This window comes from Sphingomonas cellulosilytica (assembly GCF_052321755.1).
In the GTDB taxonomy this organism is placed as follows: Bacteria; Pseudomonadota; Alphaproteobacteria; order Sphingomonadales; family Sphingomonadaceae; genus Sphingomonas.
This window is the reverse complement of sequence record NZ_JBQRTT010000005.1, coordinates 220,674-239,732: the sequence shown is the minus strand read 5'-3', so window position 1 is coordinate 239,732 and position 19,059 is coordinate 220,674. Positions and strand designations below refer to the sequence as shown.

The following is a 19,059-nucleotide window of genomic DNA, read 5'->3' as shown; positions in this document are numbered from 1 at the left end:
CCGCGGGGGTGTCGCCATGCGTCTCGTCTAACTTCCCCCGTCACCCCGGACGTGTTCCGGGGTCCACAGTGCCGCGACGGAAACAGCGAGCGAGCTTGGCAGAGCGCTTGCACCTATCGCAAGTGCATCCTGCCCCTGCCCCGTGGACCCCGGAACGAGTCCGGGGTGACGGTGTGCGCGTGGCGGAGGTCGCCGCATGAGCGATCCCATCCGCAAATGCATCCTGAGCCAGGAGCGCGACGGGCGCGACCGGCTGGTGCGACTCGCGCTGGCGCCGGATGGCCAGGTGCTGCCCGACGTGCGCGCCAAGGCGCCGGGGCGCGGCGCGTGGATAGGGGTGACGCGGGGCGAGCTGGAGCAGGCGATCGCCAAGAAGCGGCTGCGCGGGGCGCTGGCGCGGGCGTTCAAGGGCGCGGAATTCGTCATCCCCGACGATCTGCCCGCTCGCATCGCCGCGGCGCTGGAGCGCAATGCGCTCGACCGGCTGGGCCTCGAATCGCGGTCGGGCATGCTGCTGACCGGTTCCGAGAAGATCGAGACGGCAGCGCGATCCGGGCAGTTGCACGCGCTCTATCATGCCGCCGATGCCGGCACCGACGGCAACCGCAAGCTGGACCAGGCGTGGCGGGTCGGATCGGATCGCGAAGGATCGGACGTGCGGGGCTTGGTATTGCCGATGCCCCGCCCCATATTGTCGTTGGCGCTGGGCCGCGAGAATGTGGTACACATCGGCCTGACCGACCGCGCTGCCGCCGCGCGGGTGAGCGATGCGCTCGACCGCTGGCTGCATTTTATCGGACCTGAACCTACTCCCGTGCCTTGCGAAACGGCCTCGCAAGGCGCATCGACGCCCGGACTTTCCGGGACGGTCGCCAGCGGGCATCGACCGGTCGTAGACGTAAACGAGGATTTTGAGTGAGCGACACCGACAACGATAAGCCGAAACTTGGCATGCGCGCGCCCCTTGGGCTGAAGCGCACGGTCGAGACCGGCCAGGTGAAGCAGAGCTTCAGCCACGGCCGGTCCAATACGGTGATCGTGGAAACCAAGCGCCGCCGCGTGCTCGGCCGCCCGGGCGAGGCGCAGGCCGCGCCCGAGCCGCAGGTGCAGGCGCCCGTCGCCGCGCCCGCCCCGGCACCGGCGCCTGCCCCCACGCCGCGTCCGGCGCCGTCGAACGAGACGCCGCAGGAGCGCCAGGCGCGCATGCTGCGCGAGGCCGAGGACCAGCGCATGCACGCGCTGGAAGACGCGCGTCGCCGCGACGAGGCCGCCCGCGTGCAGGCCGCCGAGGACGAGCGCCAGCGCGCCGCCGAAAAGGCCGCAGCGGCAGCAGCAGCAGCCGCTGCGCCGCCCCCCGCTCCGGAGCCCGAGCCGACGCCGGCGCCTGCCCCGGTGCAGCCCGAGCCCCAGGTCGCGGCACCGAGCGTGCCGACGCCGGCCGGCCGTGGCTTCCGCCCGGTCGAGCGGCCGGTGCCGCCGGCGCCGGTGGAAGCACCGGCAGAGCCCGTCGCGGCACCTGCCCCGGCTCCGACGCCTGCTCCTGTGCCGGCACCGGAACCGGTCGCTGCCGCTCCGGCGCCCGCGCCGCGTGCCGCTGCACCCGCGCCCGCCCCGGCGCCGACGATCGAGCTGGGCCGCGATCCGTCGCTGCCGGCGCCGCGCCGTTTCTCGCCGGTCGCCCGGCCGGAAATCCCGAAGCCGCAGCCCAAGCCCGCTCCTGCCCCGACGCCGGCGCCGACCCCGGCCGCAGCATCGACGGGTGCCGCCGGCGGTGCCAACCGCAGCCTGCCTTCGGGTCAGGCGACGCCGCGCAACGCGCCGCCGAGCCGGCCGACGCAGCGCGACCGCAAGGGCGACGAGCGTCGTGGCGGCAAGCTGACCGTCAACCGCGCGCTGGGCGACGATGGTGCGCGCAGCCGCAGCCTCGCCGCGCTGAAGCGGGCGCGCGAGAAGGAAAAGCGCCACTTCGGCGGCCCGCGCGAGGCGCAGCCCAAGCAGGTCCGCGACGTGCAGGTGCCCGAGGCGATCACCGTCCAGGAACTCGCGAACCGTATGGCGGAAAAGGGCGCCGACCTGGTCAAGACGCTGTTCAAGATGGGCATGCCCGTCACGATGACGCAGACGATCGACCAGGACACGGCCGAGCTGCTGGTGACCGAATTCGGCCACAACATCGTCCGCGTCAGCGACAGCGACATCGACTTGGCCATCGACACGGTCGAGGATGCGCCCGAATCGCTGAAGGCGCGTCCCCCGGTCGTGACGATCATGGGCCACGTCGACCACGGCAAGACCAGCCTGCTCGACGCGCTGCGCGGCACCGACGTGGTGCGCGGCGAGGCGGGTGGCATCACCCAGCATATCGGCGCCTATCAGGTCACGCTGAAGGACAAGTCCAAGGTCACGTTCCTCGACACGCCGGGTCACGAGGCGTTCACGCAGATGCGTGCACGCGGCGCCGACGTCACGGATATCGTGGTGCTGGTGGTCGCGGCCGACGACGGGCTGATGCCGCAGACGATCGAGGCGATCAACCACACCAAGGCGGCCGGCGTGCCGATGATCGTGGCGATCAACAAGATCGACAAGTACGAGGCCAATGCCCAGCGCGTGCGCGAGCGCCTGCTGGAGCATGAGGTGGTGGTCGAGGAAATGGGCGGCGACGTCCAGGACGTCGAAGTCTCCGCGCTCAAGAAGACCGGCCTCGACGAGCTGATCGAGAAGATCCAGCTGCAGGCCGAACTGCTCGAACTGCGCGCCAACCCCGATCGTCCGGCCGAAGGCACGGTGATCGAGGCGAAGCTCGACAAGGGCCGTGGCCCCGTCGCGACGGTGCTGGTCAATCGCGGCACGCTGAAGGTCGGCGACGTGTTCGTCATCGGTGCGGAGAGCGGCAAGGTCCGCGCACTGGTCGACGACAAGGGCCGGCAGGTGAAGCAGGCCGATCCGGCGATGCCGGTCGAGGTGCTCGGCATCTCGGGCGTGCCGTCGGCAGGCGATCCGCTGCAGGTGGTCGAGAACGAGGCGCGTGCCCGCGAGGTCGCCGAATATCGCCAGAGCGTGCTGACGCAGAAGCGGACCACCTCGGCACCGGCGAGCCTCGAGAGCATGTTCTCGGCGCTGAAGGCCAATGCGGCGATCGAATATCCGCTCGTCGTGAAGGCCGATACGCAGGGGACCGTCGAGGCGATCGTCGCGTCGATCAACAAGATCTCGACCGACCTCATCAAGGCGCGCGTGCTGCATGCGGGCGTCGGCGGCATCACCGAGAGCGACGTGACGCTTGCAGGGGCATCGGGCGCGCCGATCGTCGGCTTCAACGTCCGTGCCAATGCCAAGGCCCGCGAGATCGCCGAGCGGCAGAAGGTGGCGTTGAAATATTACGACGTCATCTACGACCTGATCGACGAGATCCGCGCCGGCATGGCGGGCGAGCTCGGTCCGGAAGCGTTCGAGACGGTGGTCGGCCGTGCGGAGATCCGCGAGGTCTTCTCGGCGGGCAAGCATGGTCGGGCGGCCGGTCTGCTGGTGGTCGAAGGCGTCATCCGCAAGGCGCTCAAAGCCCGCATCACGCGCAACGACGTCATCATCTACCAGGGCGAGATCGCCTCACTGCGCCGGTTCAAGGACGACGTTCCCGAGGTGCGCGCCGGCCTGGAATGCGGCGTGACGTTCACGCAGAACTTCACGGACATCAAGGCAGGCGACTATCTTGAGACGTTCGAAGTCGAGATGCGCGAACGGACCCTCTAGGACATGCTCCCCTCCCGCTTGCGGGAGGGGCTGGGGGTGGGCCCGGCAAGACACAGCTTCGGTCGGGCCCACCCCCGACCCCTCCCGCAAGCGGGAGGGGAGTTCAGATGAACAAAGATCCTCAGGAAAAATCCGTCCGCACGCTGCGCGTCGGCGAGCAGGTGCGGCATGTGCTGTCGGAAATCCTCGCGCGCGGCGACGTGCATGACGACGTGCTGGCGAAGCACATGGTCTCGATCACCGAGGTGCGCATGTCGCCCGACCTGCGCCATGCGACGGTTTTCGTGAAGCCGTTGCTCGGCAAGGACGAGGAGGCGGTGCTGAAGGCGCTGCGCACCAACACCGCCTATCTGCAGCGCGAGGTCGCGCATCGCATCAAGATGAAATATGCCGCCAAGCTGAAGTTCCTGGCCGACGAGAGCTTCGACGAAGGCAGCCATATCGACCAGCTGCTCCGCCGGCCGGAGGTGGCGCGGGACCTGGGTGACGCGACCGAGGATTGACGCGCCGGGGGGGTAAGACGCATCTTACCGGGATGGGTTACGAGATCACCATGTCGTCCAGAGGCCAGGTGGTCATCCCGAAGGACGTTCGCGATGCGCTGGATCTTAAGTCCGGCGAGAAACTGAATGTGCATCGCGAAGGGCGCAGGATCATCCTTGAGCCTGCAGTCTTGCCACGCGAACGCATCAGCTACGCGGAATTCCGCCGGCGCGTGCCGCGCTACGAAGGGCCACCGGTTGCCGTCGGAGATATGACGGATCGCATCGGAGAGCTGTTTCGCGACTGGAAAGACTAAGCGTTTGATCGCTGTCGACACGAACGTCATCGTACGGCTGATCGCGGCGGACGACGAGCAACAGCTCGCCTCGGCGCTCGACCTCGTATCGCGAGAGGACGTCTATGTCTCGCTGACCGTGTTGATGGAGACGGAATGGGTGTTGCGGTCACGCTACGGATACAGCCGTGACGCCATCCACACCGCGCTGACGGCCCTGCCCCTGTTGTTGAACTTGCATATCGAAGCGGCGAACGACGTCGAGTGGGCGCTGGCGCGCTATGCGCTCGGCGGCGAACTGGCAGATTACCTGCATATCGCGGCGGCCCGCACGATCGGCCGGTTTGCGTCTTTCGAGAAGAAGCTGGTGCGCCGAGCCGGTATGGACGCGCCGGCCAGTGTCGAGTTCATCGGATAATGGCCAAGCTCTATTTCTACTACGCCTCGATGAATGCGGGGAAGTCGACGACGCTGTTGCAGGCGGACTTCAACTATCGCGAGCGGGGGATGGAGACGATGCTGTTCACCGCGGCGGTGGACGATCGCTTCGCCGCCGGCACGATCACCAGCCGGATCGGGCTGGAGGCGCCAGCGACGTCGTTCGAGACGACGACCGATCTGGCCGCCTGCGTCGCCGATCGGATCGCTGCCGGCCCCCTCGCCTGCGTGCTGGTCGACGAGGCGCAATTCCTGTCCGCCGGGCAGGTGGCGCAGCTGGCGCATATCTGCGACGTGCTGAACGTGCCGGTGCTGGCATACGGGCTGCGCACCGACTTCCAGGGGCGGTTGTTCGAAGGCGCGGCGCGGCTGCTGGCGATCGCGGATGCGCTCATCGAGATCAAGTCGGTGTGCGTGTGCGGGCGCAAGGCGACGATGAACCTGCGCGTCGATGCCGAAGGCCGCGCCATCGCCGAGGGTGCGCAGACCGAGATCGGCGGCAACGACCGCTATGTCGCGCTGTGCCGGCGGCATTTCAGCGAGGCGCTGGGCAGCTGATCCCTGTCGTCACCCCGGCGTACGCGGGGACGATGACGATGGGGTGTTCGTAACGCTGGCGCTCTCCCCTCGCCCACGCCATATCGCGGCCATGAACCCCGACAATATCGTCTATCGCACCGCGATCTGGATCATCCCGCTGGTCATCGCCATCGTCTTCCACGAGGTCGCGCATGGCTGGATGGCGAAGTGGCTGGGCGATCCCACCGCCGAGGAGCAGAAGCGGCTGAGCTTCAATCCCGTACGCCACGTCGATCCTGTCGGCACGATCATCCTGCCGCTCGGCCTCGCCATCGCGGGTGCGCCGGTGTTCGGCTGGGCGAAGCCGGTGCCGGTGATCGCGCAGCGGCTGCGCAATCCGCGCTGGGGGATGGTGGCGGTGGCGCTCGCCGGGCCGGGGATGAACCTGATCCTGGCGACGATCGCTGCGATCCTGATCGGTGCCGCCGCGGCGCTGTCCCACGGGGTGCAGCCGACCGGCATCGCCGCCTTCGTGCTCGCCAACCTGTTCAACTTCCTGCTGGTCAACGTCTTCCTGGCGCTGTTCAACCTGCTGCCGATGCCGCCGTTCGACGGTGGCCATGTCGTGGAAGGGCTGCTGCCGCGGCCGCTCGCGGCGCAATGGGCGAGGATCGGGCGGTTCGGTTTCCTGTTGCTGATCCTGGTGCTGGTGGTGCTGCCGATGGTCGTGCCGGGCGCCAATGTGGTCGGGCGGATCGTCGCGCCGCCGGCCGAGGCGCTGGTCGGCTGGTTCCTCGCGCTGGCGCAGGCGATCGCCTGATGCATGGCTGGGTGATCGTCGACAAACCGCTGGGTCTGGGCAGCACGCAGGTCGTTTCCGCCGTCAAGCGCGCGTTGCGGCAGGGCGGCTATGGCAAGTTCAAGGTCGGTCATGGCGGCACGCTCGATCCGCTGGCGACCGGCGTGCTGCCGGTAGCGGTCGGCGAGGCGACGAAGCTCGCCGGGCGGATGCTCGACAGCGACAAGGTATACGACTTCACGATCCGCTTCGGCGAGCAGACCGACACGCTGGATGCGGAAGGTGCGGTGATAGCGACATCGGACGTGCGGCCGACGCTGGGCGAGGTGGAGGCGGTGCTGCCGCGCTTCACCGGACCGATCAGCCAGGTGCCGCCGGCCTATTCGGCGCTGAAGGTGGATGGCGAGCGGGCGTATGATCTGGCGCGGGCTGGCGAGGAGGTGGTGCTAGCGAGCCGGGACGTGACGGTGCATGCCCTCCATTCCTCCCCGGCACGGGGAGGAATGGAGGGCATCACCCTCACCGCGCACGTTTCGAAGGGCACGTATATCCGCTCCCTTGCCCGCGACATCGCGCTGGCGCTGGGCACCGTCGGCCATGTCACCATGCTGCGCCGGACCAAGGCGGGGCCGTTCACGCTGGCGCCGGCGATATCGCTGGACAAATTGGCTGAGGCCGGTATGGGGCGCACCCTTGAACAGATACTCCTGCCGTTGAGGGCGGGGCTGGACGACATCCCGGCTCTCTCCCTCTCCCCGGATCAGGCAGGGGCGCTCCGCCAGGGGCGTGTGCTGACCGGGATCGCCAAGGACGATGGCCAATACTTCGCATGCGCCGGCGACACGCCGGTCGCGCTGGTAGCGGTGGAGGGCGAGGAAGCCCGCGTCGTCCGTGGCTTCAACCTGTGATGTCGAGGACGAACACATGACCATTACCGCCGAGCGCAAGACCGAACTCGTCAAGGAACATGCCCGCCAGGAAGGCGACACGGGTTCGCCCGAGGTGCAGGTCGCGATCCTCTCGGAGCGCATCAAGAACCTGACCGAACATTTCAAGGGTCACAAGAAGGACAACCATTCGCGCCGCGGGCTGCTGATGATGGTCAACAAGCGGCGTTCGCTGCTCGACTATCTGCGCAAGACCGATGGCCAGCGGTATCTGGACCTGATCGCGAAGCTCGGGCTTCGCAAGTAACGCAGATCCGGGACAAAGGGGCGGCCTTCGGGTCGCCCTTTTCATATCGGCGTGCTATGGGCGCGCCACACGAATACCGGCACGACGCCGGGACATGCGGAAGCCGGCAATTCGGCTGCGCTTCCCCGGAGCGACAAGACGCTCCACACCGCCGCGGGCCGGTTTAGCCCGCGAGACAGGCCCCCCGCAGCATCTGGCTCGGGGAGTGAAGGAAAATACATGTTCAATGCCAAGAAGGTATCGATCGAGTGGGGCGGCCAGACGCTGACCCTCGAAACGGGCAAGGTCGCCCGCCAGGCCGACGGCGCGGTGATCGCGACGCTCGGCGAGACGGTGGTGCTCTGCGCCGTGACCGCCGCCAAGTCGGTGAAGGAGGGGCAGGATTTCTTCCCGCTCACCGTCCACTACCAGGAAAAGTTCTCGGCGAGCGGCCGCATCCCCGGCGGCTTCTTCAAGCGCGAGCGTGGCGCGACCGAGCGTGAGACGCTGGTCAGCCGCCTGATCGACCGTCCGATCCGCCCGCTGTTCCCCGAAGGCTTCTACAACGAGATCAACTGCATCGCGCAGGTGCTCAGCTATGACGGCGAGAACGAGCCCGACCTCTTGGCGATGATCGCGGCGTCGGCGGCGATGACGCTGTCGGGCGTCCCCTTCATGGGCCCGATCGGCGCGGCGCGCGTCGGCTACAAGGACGGCGAATATCAGCTGAACCCGTCGGACGCCGAAGTGCTGACCGGCGAGCTCGACCTGATGGTCGCGGCGACGCACGACGCGGTGATGATGGTCGAATCCGAAGCCAAGGAGCTGTCGGAAGAGGTCATGCTGGGCGCCGTGATGTTCGCGCACAAGGCGTCGCAGGACATCATCAAGGCGATCATCCGCCTGGCCGAACAGGCCGCCAAGGAGCCCTGGGAGCTGAAGGTCCAGGACGACAAGGCCGGGGTGAAGGCGAAGCTGAAGGCGCTGATCGGCAAGGATCTGGAAGCCGCCTACAAGCTGACCGACAAGCAGGCCCGCCAGACCGCGGTCAACGAGGCGCGTGCCAAGGCCCGCGACGGCATGGCCGACCTGAAGGACAGCGATCCGCAGGCGTATCTCGCCAGCCTGAAGCTGGTGAAGAAGCTGGAGGCGGATATCGTCCGCACCGCGATCCTCAAGACCGGCATCCGCATCGACGGCCGCGACACCAAGACGGTGCGCCCGATCGAGGCCGAGGTCCACTTCCTGCCGCGTGCGCACGGTTCGGCGCTGTTCACCCGCGGCGAGACGCAGACGATCGCGACCACCACGCTCGGCACCCGCGACGCGGAGCAGATGATCGACGGCCTCAACGGCCTGTCGTACCAGAACTTCATGCTGCACTATAACTTCCCGCCCTATTCGGTCGGCGAAGTCGGTCGCTTCGGTGCGCCGGGCCGTCGCGAAGTCGGCCACGGCAAGCTCGCCTGGCGCGCGCTGCACCCGGTGCTGCCGACCAAGGAAGAGTTCCCCTATACGATCCGCGTGACCAGCGACATCACCGAGTCCAACGGCTCGTCGTCGATGGCCACCGTCTGCGGCGGTTCGCTGTCGATGATGGACGCGGGCGTGCCGCTGAAGCGCCCGGTGTCGGGCATCGCGATGGGCCTGATCCTGGAAGGCAAGGACTATGCGGTCTTGTCCGACATCCTGGGCGACGAAGATCACCTCGGCGACATGGACTTCAAGGTGGCCGGCACCAGCGAGGGCATCACCTCGCTGCAGATGGACATCAAGATCGCCGGCATCACCGAGGAGATCATGAAGGTCGCGCTGGCACAGGCGCATGAGGGCCGCGCGCACATCCTGGGCGAGATGGCCAAGGCGCTGGGCGAAACCCGCTCGGAGCTGTCGGCGCATGCGCCGCGCATCGAGACCTTCACGATCGACAAGTCGAAGATCCGCGAAGTCATCGGTACGGGCGGCAAGGTGATCCGCGAGATCGTCGCGCAGACCGGCGCCAAGGTCGACATCGACGACGAAGGCGTCATCAAGGTGTCGTCGTCCGACAGCGCGCAGATCGACGCCGCGATCAAGTGGATCAAGGGCCTGGTCGAAGAGGCCGAGGTCGGCAAGGTCTATGACGGCAAGGTCGTCAACCTGGTCGATTTCGGTGCGTTCGTGAACTTCATGGGCGGCAAGGACGGCCTGGTCCACGTCAGCGAGATCAAGAACGAGCGCGTCGAGAAGGTGTCGGACGTGCTGTCCGAAGGCCAGCAGGTGAAGGTGAAGGTCCTCGAGATCGATCCGCGCGGCAAGGTGCGCCTGTCGATGCGCGTCGTCGACCAGGAAACCGGTGCCGAGCTGGAGGACACCCGTCCGGCGCGCGAACCGCGTGAGGGCGGCGACCGTGGCCGTGGCCCGCGTAGCGACCGCGGTGATCGTGGCGATCGTGGCCCGCGCCGCGATGGCGGTGATCGTGGTGGTGATCGTGACGGGGGCCGTGGCCCGCGCCGCGACCGTGGTCCGCGCGGTGAAGGCGGCGAGCGCGGTGGCGACCGTGACGGGGGCCGTGGCCCGCGCAACGGCGGTGGCAACGATGACGGCCCCGCGCCGGAATTCGCGCCTGCCTTCCTGACCGGCGACCGCGACTGATCCCGACGGGTTGCACCTGATTGACGAAGGGGCCCGGCAGCGATGCCGGGCCCCTTTTTCGTTGTGCGTGGTGTCGGGGTTTCCGGCGTCGTCGATTTCGGAAGCGAGGAGCGGAGGATCCCCCCGCCCGTTCGCCCTGAGCCTGTCGAAGCCTTTCCTGAGCGACGCCGCAGGCGGCGTCGAAGGGCGCATGAGTCTCACCTGTGCTTCGACAGGCTCAGCACGAACGGGTGTGGGACCGGATCCTCTCGACACGTTGGGGGCGCCGGACGGTGGAGGGGCCGCCGCCGCCGTCCCTCACCCTTGGGGAAGAGCCGGCGGGCCGACCGATAGCTCCGTTCCGGTACCGGATCGGATGCGGTTCAGTGCGGACGGGCGCTTTCGATCCGCGGCAGGGGTGCCCCACGCTGCCACAGGTCTTCGGCCGCCAGCCGCAGCTTCAGCGGCGACACCGGCTTTTCGCACCGCGGCAGGTGGCGGTAGCGTTCGGGGATCATCGCTTCGTCATAGCCGCTGTAGATCAGCACGCGCACGTCGGTGACGAGCAGATAATCGATCAGCGGAAAGGCCAGGGTTTCGCGCAGGTTGATGTCGAGCACCGCCGCGTCCAGCGCCATCGTCTGTTCGGCAAGGCGCATCGCCTGCGGCAGCGAGGCCGCCGGTCCGATCACCCGTGCACCCGCTCGGGCAAGCTCGCAGGCAAGATCGTCGGCGATCATATATTCGTCCTCGACGATGAGCACACGCTTGCCCCCCAATGGCGACGCCACCAAAGTCATTGCCTTTCTCCCTGTAAAACAACGGGATAAAGAATTAGTCGCAAAAGGCGCTAACATGGGTGAGCGAGGTTCAGGATGGATTACTGTCTGATCGTGCCATGTCTTCGATCCCTTCTGCCCCGCGCCTGATCTCCCGGTTGCAGCATTATGTGCTGTTTTCCGACGACGAACGCGCCGCGATCGAGGGGGCGTGCGCGGGCCCGTCGCTGACCGTCCGCCAGCGGCGCGACCTGATCCGCGAGGGCGACCGGCCGCGCAACGTCAACCTGATCGTCGAAGGCTGGGCGTTCCGCTACAAGACGCTGGAGGACGGGCGGCGGCAGATCATCGCCTTCTACCTGCCCGGCGACCTGTGCGACCCCAATGGCTATATCCTGAAGGAGATGGATCATTCCGTGGGCGCGCTGACGGCGGTACGCTATGTCGAGATCGCGCGTGAACGGATCGAGGCGCTGACTGCCATGGGACCGCGGCTGGATCAGGCGCTGCGCTGGGACGTGCTGGTGTCGGCGGCGATCCAGCGCGAATGGACGGTCAACCTCGGCCAGCGCGACGCGATCGAGCGCTTGTCGCACCTGTTCTGCGAATTGTTCTTTCGCCTGCGCGCCGTGGGGCTGGTCGACGGCCATCGCTGCGAAATCCCGCTGACCCAGACCGACCTGGCCGAAGCGACGGGCATGACGCCGGTGCACGTCAACCGCATGGTGCAGGAATTGCGCGCCCGCGGCCTGGTTCGCTGGAAAGGGCGCGAGTTCGAAGCACTCGACCTCGACGGGCTGTGCGAGGTCGCGATGTTCAATCCGACCTACCTGCACCTCGACCATGAAGGACAGCGTCTGGATGCCAATGGGTAGTCCGTCGCGATCCGCGGACGGGCGCACCGAGGATCGGCAAGCGCTCCACCCCCCGGTCAGCTGGCGTTCGACGCCGGAGGGCGACAGCCTGTGGTTTTCGCCAGAATGGGCGACGCTGACCGGGCAGCAGGCCGCCGACAGCGCGGGGATCGGCTGGATGGATTGCGTCCACCCGGAGGATCGCGGCCATATCCTGGCGGGCTGGCATCGGGCGCGGACGACGCGGCTGTTCTGCGCCGACGTGCGGGTGCTGGCGCAGCCCGGCGGCACGTATCGCTGGTACCGCGCGCAGGCGCTGCCGGCGGCGGGCGACGAGCCCGGCTGGTCCGGCACCGCCGTCGACATCACCGACCTGCGCAGCCGGATCGAGGGCGAGGGCCGCCTGCGCGCATCGATCTATCACCGGGTCCGCAACACGCTGGCCGTCATCCGTTCGATCGCGCGGCGCACCGCGGAGAACAGCGATACGGTGGAGGAATATCGCAACCATTTCGACGGCCGCCTTGCCGCCTTCGCGCGCACGCAGAGCCACATCATGCGCACCGGCGACGAAGGCGTCGACCTGGAGGCGCTGCTCGCCGACGAACTGCTGGCGAGCCGGATCGGCGGGCGGGTCGGCTATGGCGGCCCGGAAGTGCGGCTGCCGCCGCGCATCGCCGAGCAGATCGGCATCGCGCTGTACGAACTGACCGCCAATGCGCTGCAATATGGTGCGCTGAGCCGCCCGACGGGGACGTTGCGGATCGACTGGACGATAGCGGCGACGCCGCACCCCGAGACGCTGCGCATCGACTGGCAGGAGCATGTGCCGGAGGGTGGCGTGGTCGAGCCGGACGCGGAGGGGTTCGGAATCGAGCTGCTGACGCGCAGCCTGCGCTACGAACTGGATGCCGATGTCGGGATCGACTTCGCCGACACCGGGCTGCACTGCACGATCGCCGTGCCGCTGGATTGATTTGCGCGAGTATACTGCGCAGAGTTAATCCATTTAGTCGACAACTGTAAGAATTTCCGTCATATTGTAGAGGCTTGCAAGGCGTAGCCCGTTGGCGGCAAGCATCTCTCGCGTGGGGGACCTTCTATGCAGCCACATGCCGACATCGAATATTACATGCGCCGGGAACGACAGGAGCGTGCGCTGGCGGACAATGCCCGCCACCTGGAGGGGCGCAACGTCCATCTGGAGATGGCGAAGCGCTACGCGCGGCTGATCGCCGAAGCGCAGGACGAGCCGCGGCCGACGTTACGGATGCGCGTGAAGCACTGATCGCGGGAGGGGGCGGCGCTACAGGAATCCGACCTGGCGCAACCAGGCCTCGCACAGCTGCGGCCACACCGACACCGGCAGCCCCGGCGTGTCGAGCGCGAAGCCGTGCGGCGCATCGGCGAAGACATGGCATTCCGCGCTGCCCCCCGCCGCCGTCCAGGCAGCATGCAGCCGGCGCGCATTTGCGACCGGCACGACGGGGTCGTTGCCGGCATAGACGATGAAGGCCGGCGGCGGCGCGGCGCACAGCTGCGCATCGGGCTGCAAGGCGTCGTACAGCGCCTGCTTCTCGGGCGGTGCCAGCGGCGGCTTGTCGGCGACGACCGTGCGCCCCGCGGCATTGGTGGAGATGGGCGCATAGCCGATCACCATCGCATCGGGCGGCGGTGGTGCTTCGCCCGGCCAGTCTGCCGGGCGTGCGGCGGCGAGGCAGGCGGCGAGATGGCCGCCGGACGACAGGCCGACGACGCCGACCGCGGCGAAGCCCTCCGCCCGGATCGCGCGCAGGGCAACGCCGGCATCGTCGAGCGGCGCTGCCGGGCCATGCTCCGCATCGGGAAAGCGGTGGATCAGCACGAAGGCATGGTAGCCGAGGCCGGTCAGCCAGCGCGCGACCTGCACGCCCTCGCGCCCTGCCATCAGCGCGACATAGCCGCCGCCGCCGATCACCAGCATCGCGCGGCCGTTGGGCGTCGCCGGCGCATAGGCGAGCAGCACCGGCTGCGCGACCGCGGCGACCTCCGCTGCATCGTCGGCGCGATCGGCGACGAACGTGACGGCATCGCCGCGCAGTGCCGCGCCGTCGAGCGGCAGGACCCGATCCGCACCGAGCATCAGGCGGGGCCGGCCAGGCTGTTGCCGTAGCCGATCACCACCGTGGCGATCAGCAGCAGCGCGACGCCGCTCCACACGATCCCCTTGATGCGGGCGCCGACATCCTTCCATTCGCGGAACGCGAAGCCCCAGAGCGTGCCGAAGATGATGATCGAGGCCATGTGCAGCGTCCAGCTGGAGAAGCCCAGGCGCCCCATCTGGCTTTCGCCCATCGTGTAGAAGAAGAACTGGAAGTACCAGGTGACGCCGGCAAGTGCGCTGAGCACATAGTTGCGCAGCAGCGGCGGGCGCTCGACGCCGGGCCTGGTCCGCCCCGCCCATTCGGCACCGCTGCGATTGCGCGCGATCAGGTACGAACACCAGACGCCGTTGGTGATGAGCCCGCCGAACATGACGAGGCACAGCACCGGCAGGCCGGTCCACAAGGGGCCGGTGCCGGCGGCGGCGGACAGGCCCTTGATCGGCTCGCCCGCGGCAAGGCCGAAGGCGAAGCAGGCCGACATGATGCCGGCGAAGATCGCGACCGCGATGCCCTTCTTGAAATTGAATTCGGCGACCACCGCCGCCTTTTGCTCGGGCGTCAGCAGCGCATCCTTGCGCGCGCCGGCGATGGCCACGACGACGATGCCGAGCACCGTCAGGCCGATGCCGGCGAGGACGATGTTGCCCGAGGTGGTGGCGAGCAGCTTCTCATGGAACTCGCCGGTGAACAGCGGCGGGATCAGCGTGCCGAAGACGGTACACAGCCCCAGTACCACCGCCATGCCGAGGCTGAGGCCGAGGTAGCGCATGACCAGCCCGTAGCCGAGGCCGCCGAAGCCCCACAGCAACCCGAACAGGATCGGCCACCAGAACGCCCCCGACGGCGCGCTGCCCAGCACGCCGAGAAGGTCGTTGGTCTGCAGCGAGGCGAAGAACCAGGGCGCGAACACCCAGCTGAAAATGCCGCCGGTGAGCCAGTAGATCTCCCAGGACCAGCGCTTCACGCCGCGATAGGGGACGTAGAAGCTCGCCGAGGCGAGGCCGCCCAGCCAATGGTAGAAGACGCCGAGCAGCGGATTGGGGGTCATGTTGGCTTCCTCGGTGGCATAGGAGGGGCGGGTGCACGCTGGCGCTCCAGACGCGGTTCATCGTCGTGCTTCGTCATCCCGGCGGATGCCGGGATCCATGGATGCGGAACGCCGGTTGAGGCATCCGCCATCGGCGTCATCGCGTCCATGGATCCCGGCCTTCGCCGGGATGACGGATGGGGAGCGGCTGAAGGAGCCCTCACACGCCCAGCCCCAGCCGGTAGATGCGGTCGGCATTGCGGCCGAACAGCGCACGGCGTTCGTCCTCGCCGAAGCCTTCGGCCAGCGCGTGATAGGTTTCCATGTAGCGGTCGATCGGGGCGAAGAGCATGTCGGTCGGCGCGTCGCTGGCGAACATCGCGCGGGTCGGTCCGAACAGGTCGATCGCCTCCAGCAGGAACGGGCGCACGCGCTCCGCGGTCCAGTCGCGATGGATGAAGCCGAGGCCCGACAGCTTGACCGAGACGTGCGGCAGCCGGCTCAGCGCGCGCATGCCGTGGCGCCAGCGGGTCAGCCCCTCGGCATCGTCGGTCACCGGCATGCCGAGGTGGTTGATGATGACCGGCACGTCGGGATGCCGCTCGAACAGCGGCACCAGCGCCGGCATCTGGCCGGGATAGCATTGCAGGTCGAAGGACAGGCCGTAGCGGCCGAGCAGGCCGAAGCCTGCCCACCACCGGTCGTCCTGCGTCACGTCGGCGGCGGAATAGGTGCGCGCGGGGCGGGGATGCCAGTTGACGATATGGCGGATGCCGCGGACGCGCGGGTGCGCGGCATGGGCAGCCAGCGTCGCTTCCACGTCGGGATCGTTCAGCGCGGCAAAGGCGACGATGGCGGTCGGCAGGCCGGATGCCTCCGCCTGGGCCTCCAGCCATTCGGTTTCGCGCAAGGCATCGGCGGGATCGGCGCCGGCATCGATATGCACCGCGCCGACGACGTTCCAGCGCGCGAGCGCCGCGCGATACTCGGCGACGCCGAAGTCCTTCGCTATGGCCTCCGCGCTGCCGTTCGGCCCCTCGCCGTCGAACGGCGGGGTCAGCCAGGGGTAGCTGATGTGCGCCAAGTCCCACAGGTGGATGTGCGCATCGACGAACGGGATCGCGGTCACGAAGGGCTCTCCGGTGGTGTGCCGCGCCGTCTCGTGCGGACGGTTGCGGGATGATCGAACCTCATCCGTCGTTGCGAGCGGAGCGAAGCAACCCAGGGCGTCCTGGTCCGGCTCTGGATTGCTTCGCCTGCGCTCGCAATGACGGGTTTGTCGGGTCAGTAGGTCGTCCGCCCGCCCGACGTGTCGAACACGGAGGCGGTGGTGAAGCTGCATTCCTCGCTCGCCATGAAGCAGACCATGGCGGTGGATTCATGCACTTCGCCGAGGCGCCCCATCGGGATCTTGGAGCGCATATAGTCGACCTGGCTCTGCGGCAGCTGGTCGAGGATCGGGCTCTCGAACGTCGCCGGCGTCAGCGCATTGGCGATGACGCCCTTGCCCGCCAGTTCCTTGCCGAGTGACTTGGTGAAGCCGATCACGCCCGCCTTGGTCGCCGAATAGGCCGAGGCGTTGGGATTGCCCTCCTTGCCGGCGACCGAGGCGACGTTGACGATCCGGCCATAGCCGTTGGCGAGCATCGCCGGCACGATCGCACGGTTGCAGTAGAACAGGCCGTTGAGGTTGACGCCGACCACCTTCAGCCAGCTGTCGATGGGAAATTCGTGCACCGGCACGGTCGCGCCGGTGATCCCGGCCGAGCAGACCAGCACGTCGATCGTGCCGAGCGCGGCGAGCGTCGATTCCGCCGCCGCCGCGACCGCGTCGGCATCGGACACGTCGAGCGCGACGACATGCGCCGCGCCGATCGCCTCCTTCGCCTCCGCCAGCGCTTCGGCGTTGAGGTCCCACAGCGCGACCGTGCCGCCCTCGGCGACGATGCGGGTGGCGACGTCCTTGCCCAGGCCCGACGCGCCGCCGGTGATGATCGCGTTGCGGCCCGCGAACCGTCCTGCGAAGCTCATGCCAGCACGCCCTCGCCGAGGTGACGCCATGCGACGACATTCTGCCGCTGCGTGCCGAGCTTCGCGATGCCGACCTCCATCACGTCGCCCGCCTTGAGGTAGATGGCGTCGGGCTTCTTGCCCTCGCCGACGCCCGGTGGGGTGCCGGTGATGACGAGGTCGCCCGGCTGCAGCGTCACATATTCGCTGACGTAGCTGATGAGCTGCTTGAGGTCGAAGATCATCGTCCTGGTGTTGCCGGTCTGCATGCGCGTCCCGTTCACGTCGAGGTGCATGTCGAGGTCCTGCGCATCGCCGACCTCGTCCGGCGTCACCAGCCACGGGCCGACCGGGCAGAAGGTGTCATGCCCCTTCCCCTTCGACCATTGCGAGCCGCGCTGCTTCTGGTTGAAGCGTTCCGACACGTCGTTGGCGAGGACGTATCCGGCGACCTTGTCCAGCGCCTCGTCCTCGCTGACGTAGCGGCAGGTCTTGCCGATGATGACGCCCAGTTCGACTTCCCAGTCGCCGTGCGTCGAGTCCCTGGGCAGCACCACGTCGTCGTTGGGGCCGGACAGGCTGGACAGCGCCTTCATGAACATGACCGGCTCGGTCGGGATCGGCAGGTTCGATTCGATCGCATGGTCGCGATAGTTGAGGCCGATCGCGACGATCTTGCCGATGCCCTTCACCGGCACGCCGTAGCGGGGCGTGCCCTCGACCACCGGCAGAGCGGCGACATCGGCGGCGCGGATCGCGGCAATCGCATCCACGGTGATGTCGGCGACGACGCCCGACAGGTCGCGGATCGCGCCATCGTCGTCGACGAGGCCGGGCTTTTCCTGGCCGGGCTGGCCAAAGCGGCAGAGCTTCATGGGGAGGCGTTCTTTCCGTATCAGTGGGTGTAGGGACGGTGCATCGCGATGTCGCGGTTGAGCTCGACGCCGAATCCCGGCGCGTCGAGCGCGCTCGCCTTCAGCCGCCCGTTTTCGGGCACCGGCTCGCCGATCAGCTGCGGATGGAACATCGGCACCACCTCGGTCGGGCCGGGGTGCATCATCAGATATTCGGCGAAGGGCGAATTGTGGCGGGTGATGACGAAGTGATAGCTGTAGACCGACGATCCGTGCGGCACGACCATCTTACCATGGGCATCGGCGAGCGCGCTGATCTTGAGCAATTCGGTGACGCCGCCGCACCAGCCGACGTCCGGCTGGATGATGTCGCAGCAGTCCATCTCCATCAGCATGCGGAAGCCCCAGCGCGTCGCCTCGTGCTCGCCGGTGGTCACCAGCATGCCCTTGGGGACGTTGCGCTTGAGCTGCGCATAGCCCCAGTAATCGTCGGGGCTGATCGCCTCCTCGATCCATTTCAGGCCGTATTCGTGCGCGGCGATGGCAAGGCGCGTCGCATAGTCGACGTCCAGCGCCATCCAGCAGTCCCACATCAGCCAGAAATCGTCGCCGCACTTCGCGCGAATGTCGGCCAGTTCGGCGATGTTCTTCTTGAGACCCTCGACGCCTTCGGCGGGGCCGTGGTGGAGCGGCATCTTGCCGCCGATGAAGCCGAATTCCTTCGCCTTGTCCGGCCGTGCGCCGGTGGCGTAGAATTGCAGCTCGTCGCGCACCGCGCCGCCGAGCAGGTGATAGACCGGCTCCTGCCTGAGCTTGCCGAGGAGGTCCCAGAGCGCGAGGTCGACGCCGGAGATCGCGTTGATGACCAGCCCCTTGCGCCCGTAATACTGGGTCGAGAAATACATCTGGTCCCAGATCTTCTCGTATTCGGTCGGGCTGCGCCCTTCGAGGAAGCGGGCGAGGTGCTTTTCGACGATGTAGCAGGCCGGCTCGCCGCCGGTGGTCACCGCAAAGCCGATCGTGCCGTCCTCCGCCTCGATCTCCACCACCAGCGTGCCGAGCACGTTGATGCCGAAGCTCTGCCGCGACTGGCGGTATTCGGGGTAGCGCGACATCGGCGTGGCGATATGGTTGTCGATCCAATGGCCCTCGCCCTGATCGTGATAGTCGGCACCGCCGCCGCGCACGGTAAAGGCGCGGACATGCTTGATCTTGGGCAAGGACACGATTCCCACGGCGCGATGGCTCCCGTCATACCGAGGCCGGAAGGACCGCCGCCGCCGCCGAGTGCGGTGATAAGCATCCTCCCGAGCTTGTC

20 protein-coding genes are annotated in these 19,059 nt (G+C 67.8%); 13 read left to right on the top strand and 7 right to left on the bottom strand.

Annotation, left to right across the window (positions count from 1 at the left end):
• Positions 1–196 precede the first annotated feature (196 nt).
• From ACTZQ5_RS10635 to pnp, 10 genes are all read left to right on the top strand, one after another.
• Positions 197–919 carry a DUF448 domain-containing protein gene (locus tag ACTZQ5_RS10635; RefSeq protein ID WP_443585156.1) on the top strand — a complete coding sequence of 241 codons (723 nt, stop codon included), beginning with the start codon at positions 197–199 and terminating at the stop codon, positions 917–919.
• Entirely contained in the window at positions 916–3,753 is a 2,838-nt protein-coding gene (gene infB, locus ACTZQ5_RS10630) for a translation initiation factor IF-2 (protein ID WP_443585155.1), read from the top strand. The genes ACTZQ5_RS10635 and infB overlap by 4 nt, the downstream gene beginning before the upstream one ends.
• Positions 3,754–3,860: 107 nt before the next feature.
• Entirely contained in the window at positions 3,861–4,256 is a 396-nt protein-coding gene (gene rbfA, locus ACTZQ5_RS10625) for a 30S ribosome-binding factor RbfA (RefSeq protein ID WP_443585154.1), read from the top strand.
• Between the two features lie 32 nt (positions 4,257–4,288).
• The gene (locus ACTZQ5_RS10620) at positions 4,289–4,552 is read left to right on the top strand and encodes an AbrB/MazE/SpoVT family DNA-binding domain-containing protein (protein WP_443585153.1); all 264 of its coding nucleotides are present in this window, start codon (positions 4,289–4,291) and stop codon (positions 4,550–4,552) included.
• A gap of 4 nt (positions 4,553–4,556) precedes the next feature.
• Entirely contained in the window at positions 4,557–4,949 is a 393-nt protein-coding gene (locus tag ACTZQ5_RS10615) for a type II toxin-antitoxin system VapC family toxin (RefSeq protein WP_443585152.1), read from the top strand.
• Complete coding sequence (locus tag ACTZQ5_RS10610; RefSeq protein ID WP_443585151.1) at positions 4,949–5,527, top strand: thymidine kinase; 579 nt, start codon at positions 4,949–4,951, stop codon at positions 5,525–5,527. The genes ACTZQ5_RS10615 and ACTZQ5_RS10610 overlap by 1 nt, the downstream gene beginning before the upstream one ends.
• 91 nt (positions 5,528–5,618) lie before the next feature.
• Positions 5,619–6,308, top strand: coding sequence for a site-2 protease family protein (locus ACTZQ5_RS10605; protein WP_443585150.1), 690 nt, complete (start codon positions 5,619–5,621; stop codon positions 6,306–6,308).
• Positions 6,308–7,195, top strand: coding sequence for a tRNA pseudouridine(55) synthase TruB (gene truB, locus ACTZQ5_RS10600; RefSeq protein WP_443585149.1), 888 nt, complete (start codon positions 6,308–6,310; stop codon positions 7,193–7,195). Before ACTZQ5_RS10605 ends, truB begins: the two co-directional genes overlap by 1 nt.
• A gap of 16 nt (positions 7,196–7,211) precedes the next feature.
• Positions 7,212–7,481, top strand: a complete 270-nt coding sequence (gene rpsO, locus ACTZQ5_RS10595; RefSeq protein WP_037533902.1) for a 30S ribosomal protein S15 — start codon at positions 7,212–7,214, stop codon at positions 7,479–7,481.
• Positions 7,482–7,700: 219 nt separating this feature from the next.
• Complete coding sequence (pnp, locus tag ACTZQ5_RS10590) at positions 7,701–10,094, top strand: polyribonucleotide nucleotidyltransferase (protein WP_443585148.1); 2,394 nt, start codon at positions 7,701–7,703, stop codon at positions 10,092–10,094.
• A gap of 362 nt (positions 10,095–10,456) precedes the next feature.
• Here pnp and ACTZQ5_RS10585 read toward each other — a convergent pair whose 3' ends face one another.
• Positions 10,457–10,873 carry a response regulator gene (locus ACTZQ5_RS10585; RefSeq protein WP_443585147.1) on the bottom strand — a complete coding sequence of 139 codons (417 nt, stop codon included), beginning with the start codon at positions 10,871–10,873 and terminating at the stop codon, positions 10,457–10,459.
• A gap of 98 nt (positions 10,874–10,971) precedes the next feature.
• Between ACTZQ5_RS10585 and ACTZQ5_RS10580 the strand changes: the two genes are divergently transcribed.
• The 3 genes from ACTZQ5_RS10580 to ACTZQ5_RS10570 all read left to right on the top strand — a co-directional run bounded on the left by ACTZQ5_RS10580 (position 10,972) and on the right by ACTZQ5_RS10570 (position 12,994).
• The gene (locus tag ACTZQ5_RS10580; protein WP_443585146.1) at positions 10,972–11,727 is read left to right on the top strand and encodes a Crp/Fnr family transcriptional regulator; all 756 of its coding nucleotides are present in this window, start codon (positions 10,972–10,974) and stop codon (positions 11,725–11,727) included.
• Positions 11,714–12,682: a sensor histidine kinase gene (locus ACTZQ5_RS10575; RefSeq protein WP_443585145.1), complete on the top strand. Its 969-nt coding sequence runs from the start codon at positions 11,714–11,716 to the stop codon at positions 12,680–12,682. Before ACTZQ5_RS10580 ends, ACTZQ5_RS10575 begins: the two co-directional genes overlap by 14 nt.
• Before the next feature lie 126 nt (positions 12,683–12,808).
• Positions 12,809–12,994, top strand: a complete 186-nt coding sequence (locus tag ACTZQ5_RS10570; protein WP_443585144.1) for a hypothetical protein — start codon at positions 12,809–12,811, stop codon at positions 12,992–12,994.
• 18 nt (positions 12,995–13,012) lie between these two features.
• On the opposite strand, the gene ACTZQ5_RS10565 is transcribed toward ACTZQ5_RS10570, so the two are convergent.
• The 6 genes from ACTZQ5_RS10565 to rhmD form a co-directional block, all read right to left on the bottom strand.
• Complete coding sequence (locus tag ACTZQ5_RS10565) at positions 13,013–13,828, bottom strand: alpha/beta hydrolase (protein ID WP_443585143.1); 816 nt, start codon at positions 13,826–13,828, stop codon at positions 13,013–13,015.
• Positions 13,828–14,898, bottom strand: coding sequence for an L-rhamnose/proton symporter RhaT (gene rhaT, locus ACTZQ5_RS10560; protein WP_443585142.1), 1,071 nt, complete (start codon positions 14,896–14,898; stop codon positions 13,828–13,830). Before rhaT ends, ACTZQ5_RS10565 begins: the two co-directional genes overlap by 1 nt.
• A gap of 199 nt (positions 14,899–15,097) precedes the next feature.
• Positions 15,098–16,006, bottom strand: coding sequence for an amidohydrolase family protein (locus ACTZQ5_RS10555; protein ID WP_443585141.1), 909 nt, complete (start codon positions 16,004–16,006; stop codon positions 15,098–15,100).
• 155 nt (positions 16,007–16,161) lie between these two features.
• Complete coding sequence (locus ACTZQ5_RS10550) at positions 16,162–16,908, bottom strand: SDR family NAD(P)-dependent oxidoreductase (RefSeq protein ID WP_443585140.1); 747 nt, start codon at positions 16,906–16,908, stop codon at positions 16,162–16,164.
• Positions 16,905–17,762 carry a 2,4-didehydro-3-deoxy-L-rhamnonate hydrolase gene (locus ACTZQ5_RS10545; protein ID WP_443585139.1) on the bottom strand — a complete coding sequence of 286 codons (858 nt, stop codon included), beginning with the start codon at positions 17,760–17,762 and terminating at the stop codon, positions 16,905–16,907. Before ACTZQ5_RS10545 ends, ACTZQ5_RS10550 begins: the two co-directional genes overlap by 4 nt.
• A gap of 20 nt (positions 17,763–17,782) precedes the next feature.
• On the bottom strand, positions 17,783–18,967 hold the full coding sequence (gene rhmD / locus ACTZQ5_RS10540) for an L-rhamnonate dehydratase (protein WP_443585180.1): 1,185 nt from the start codon (positions 18,965–18,967) through the stop codon (positions 17,783–17,785).
• Between the last annotated feature and the right edge of the window lie 92 nt (positions 18,968–19,059).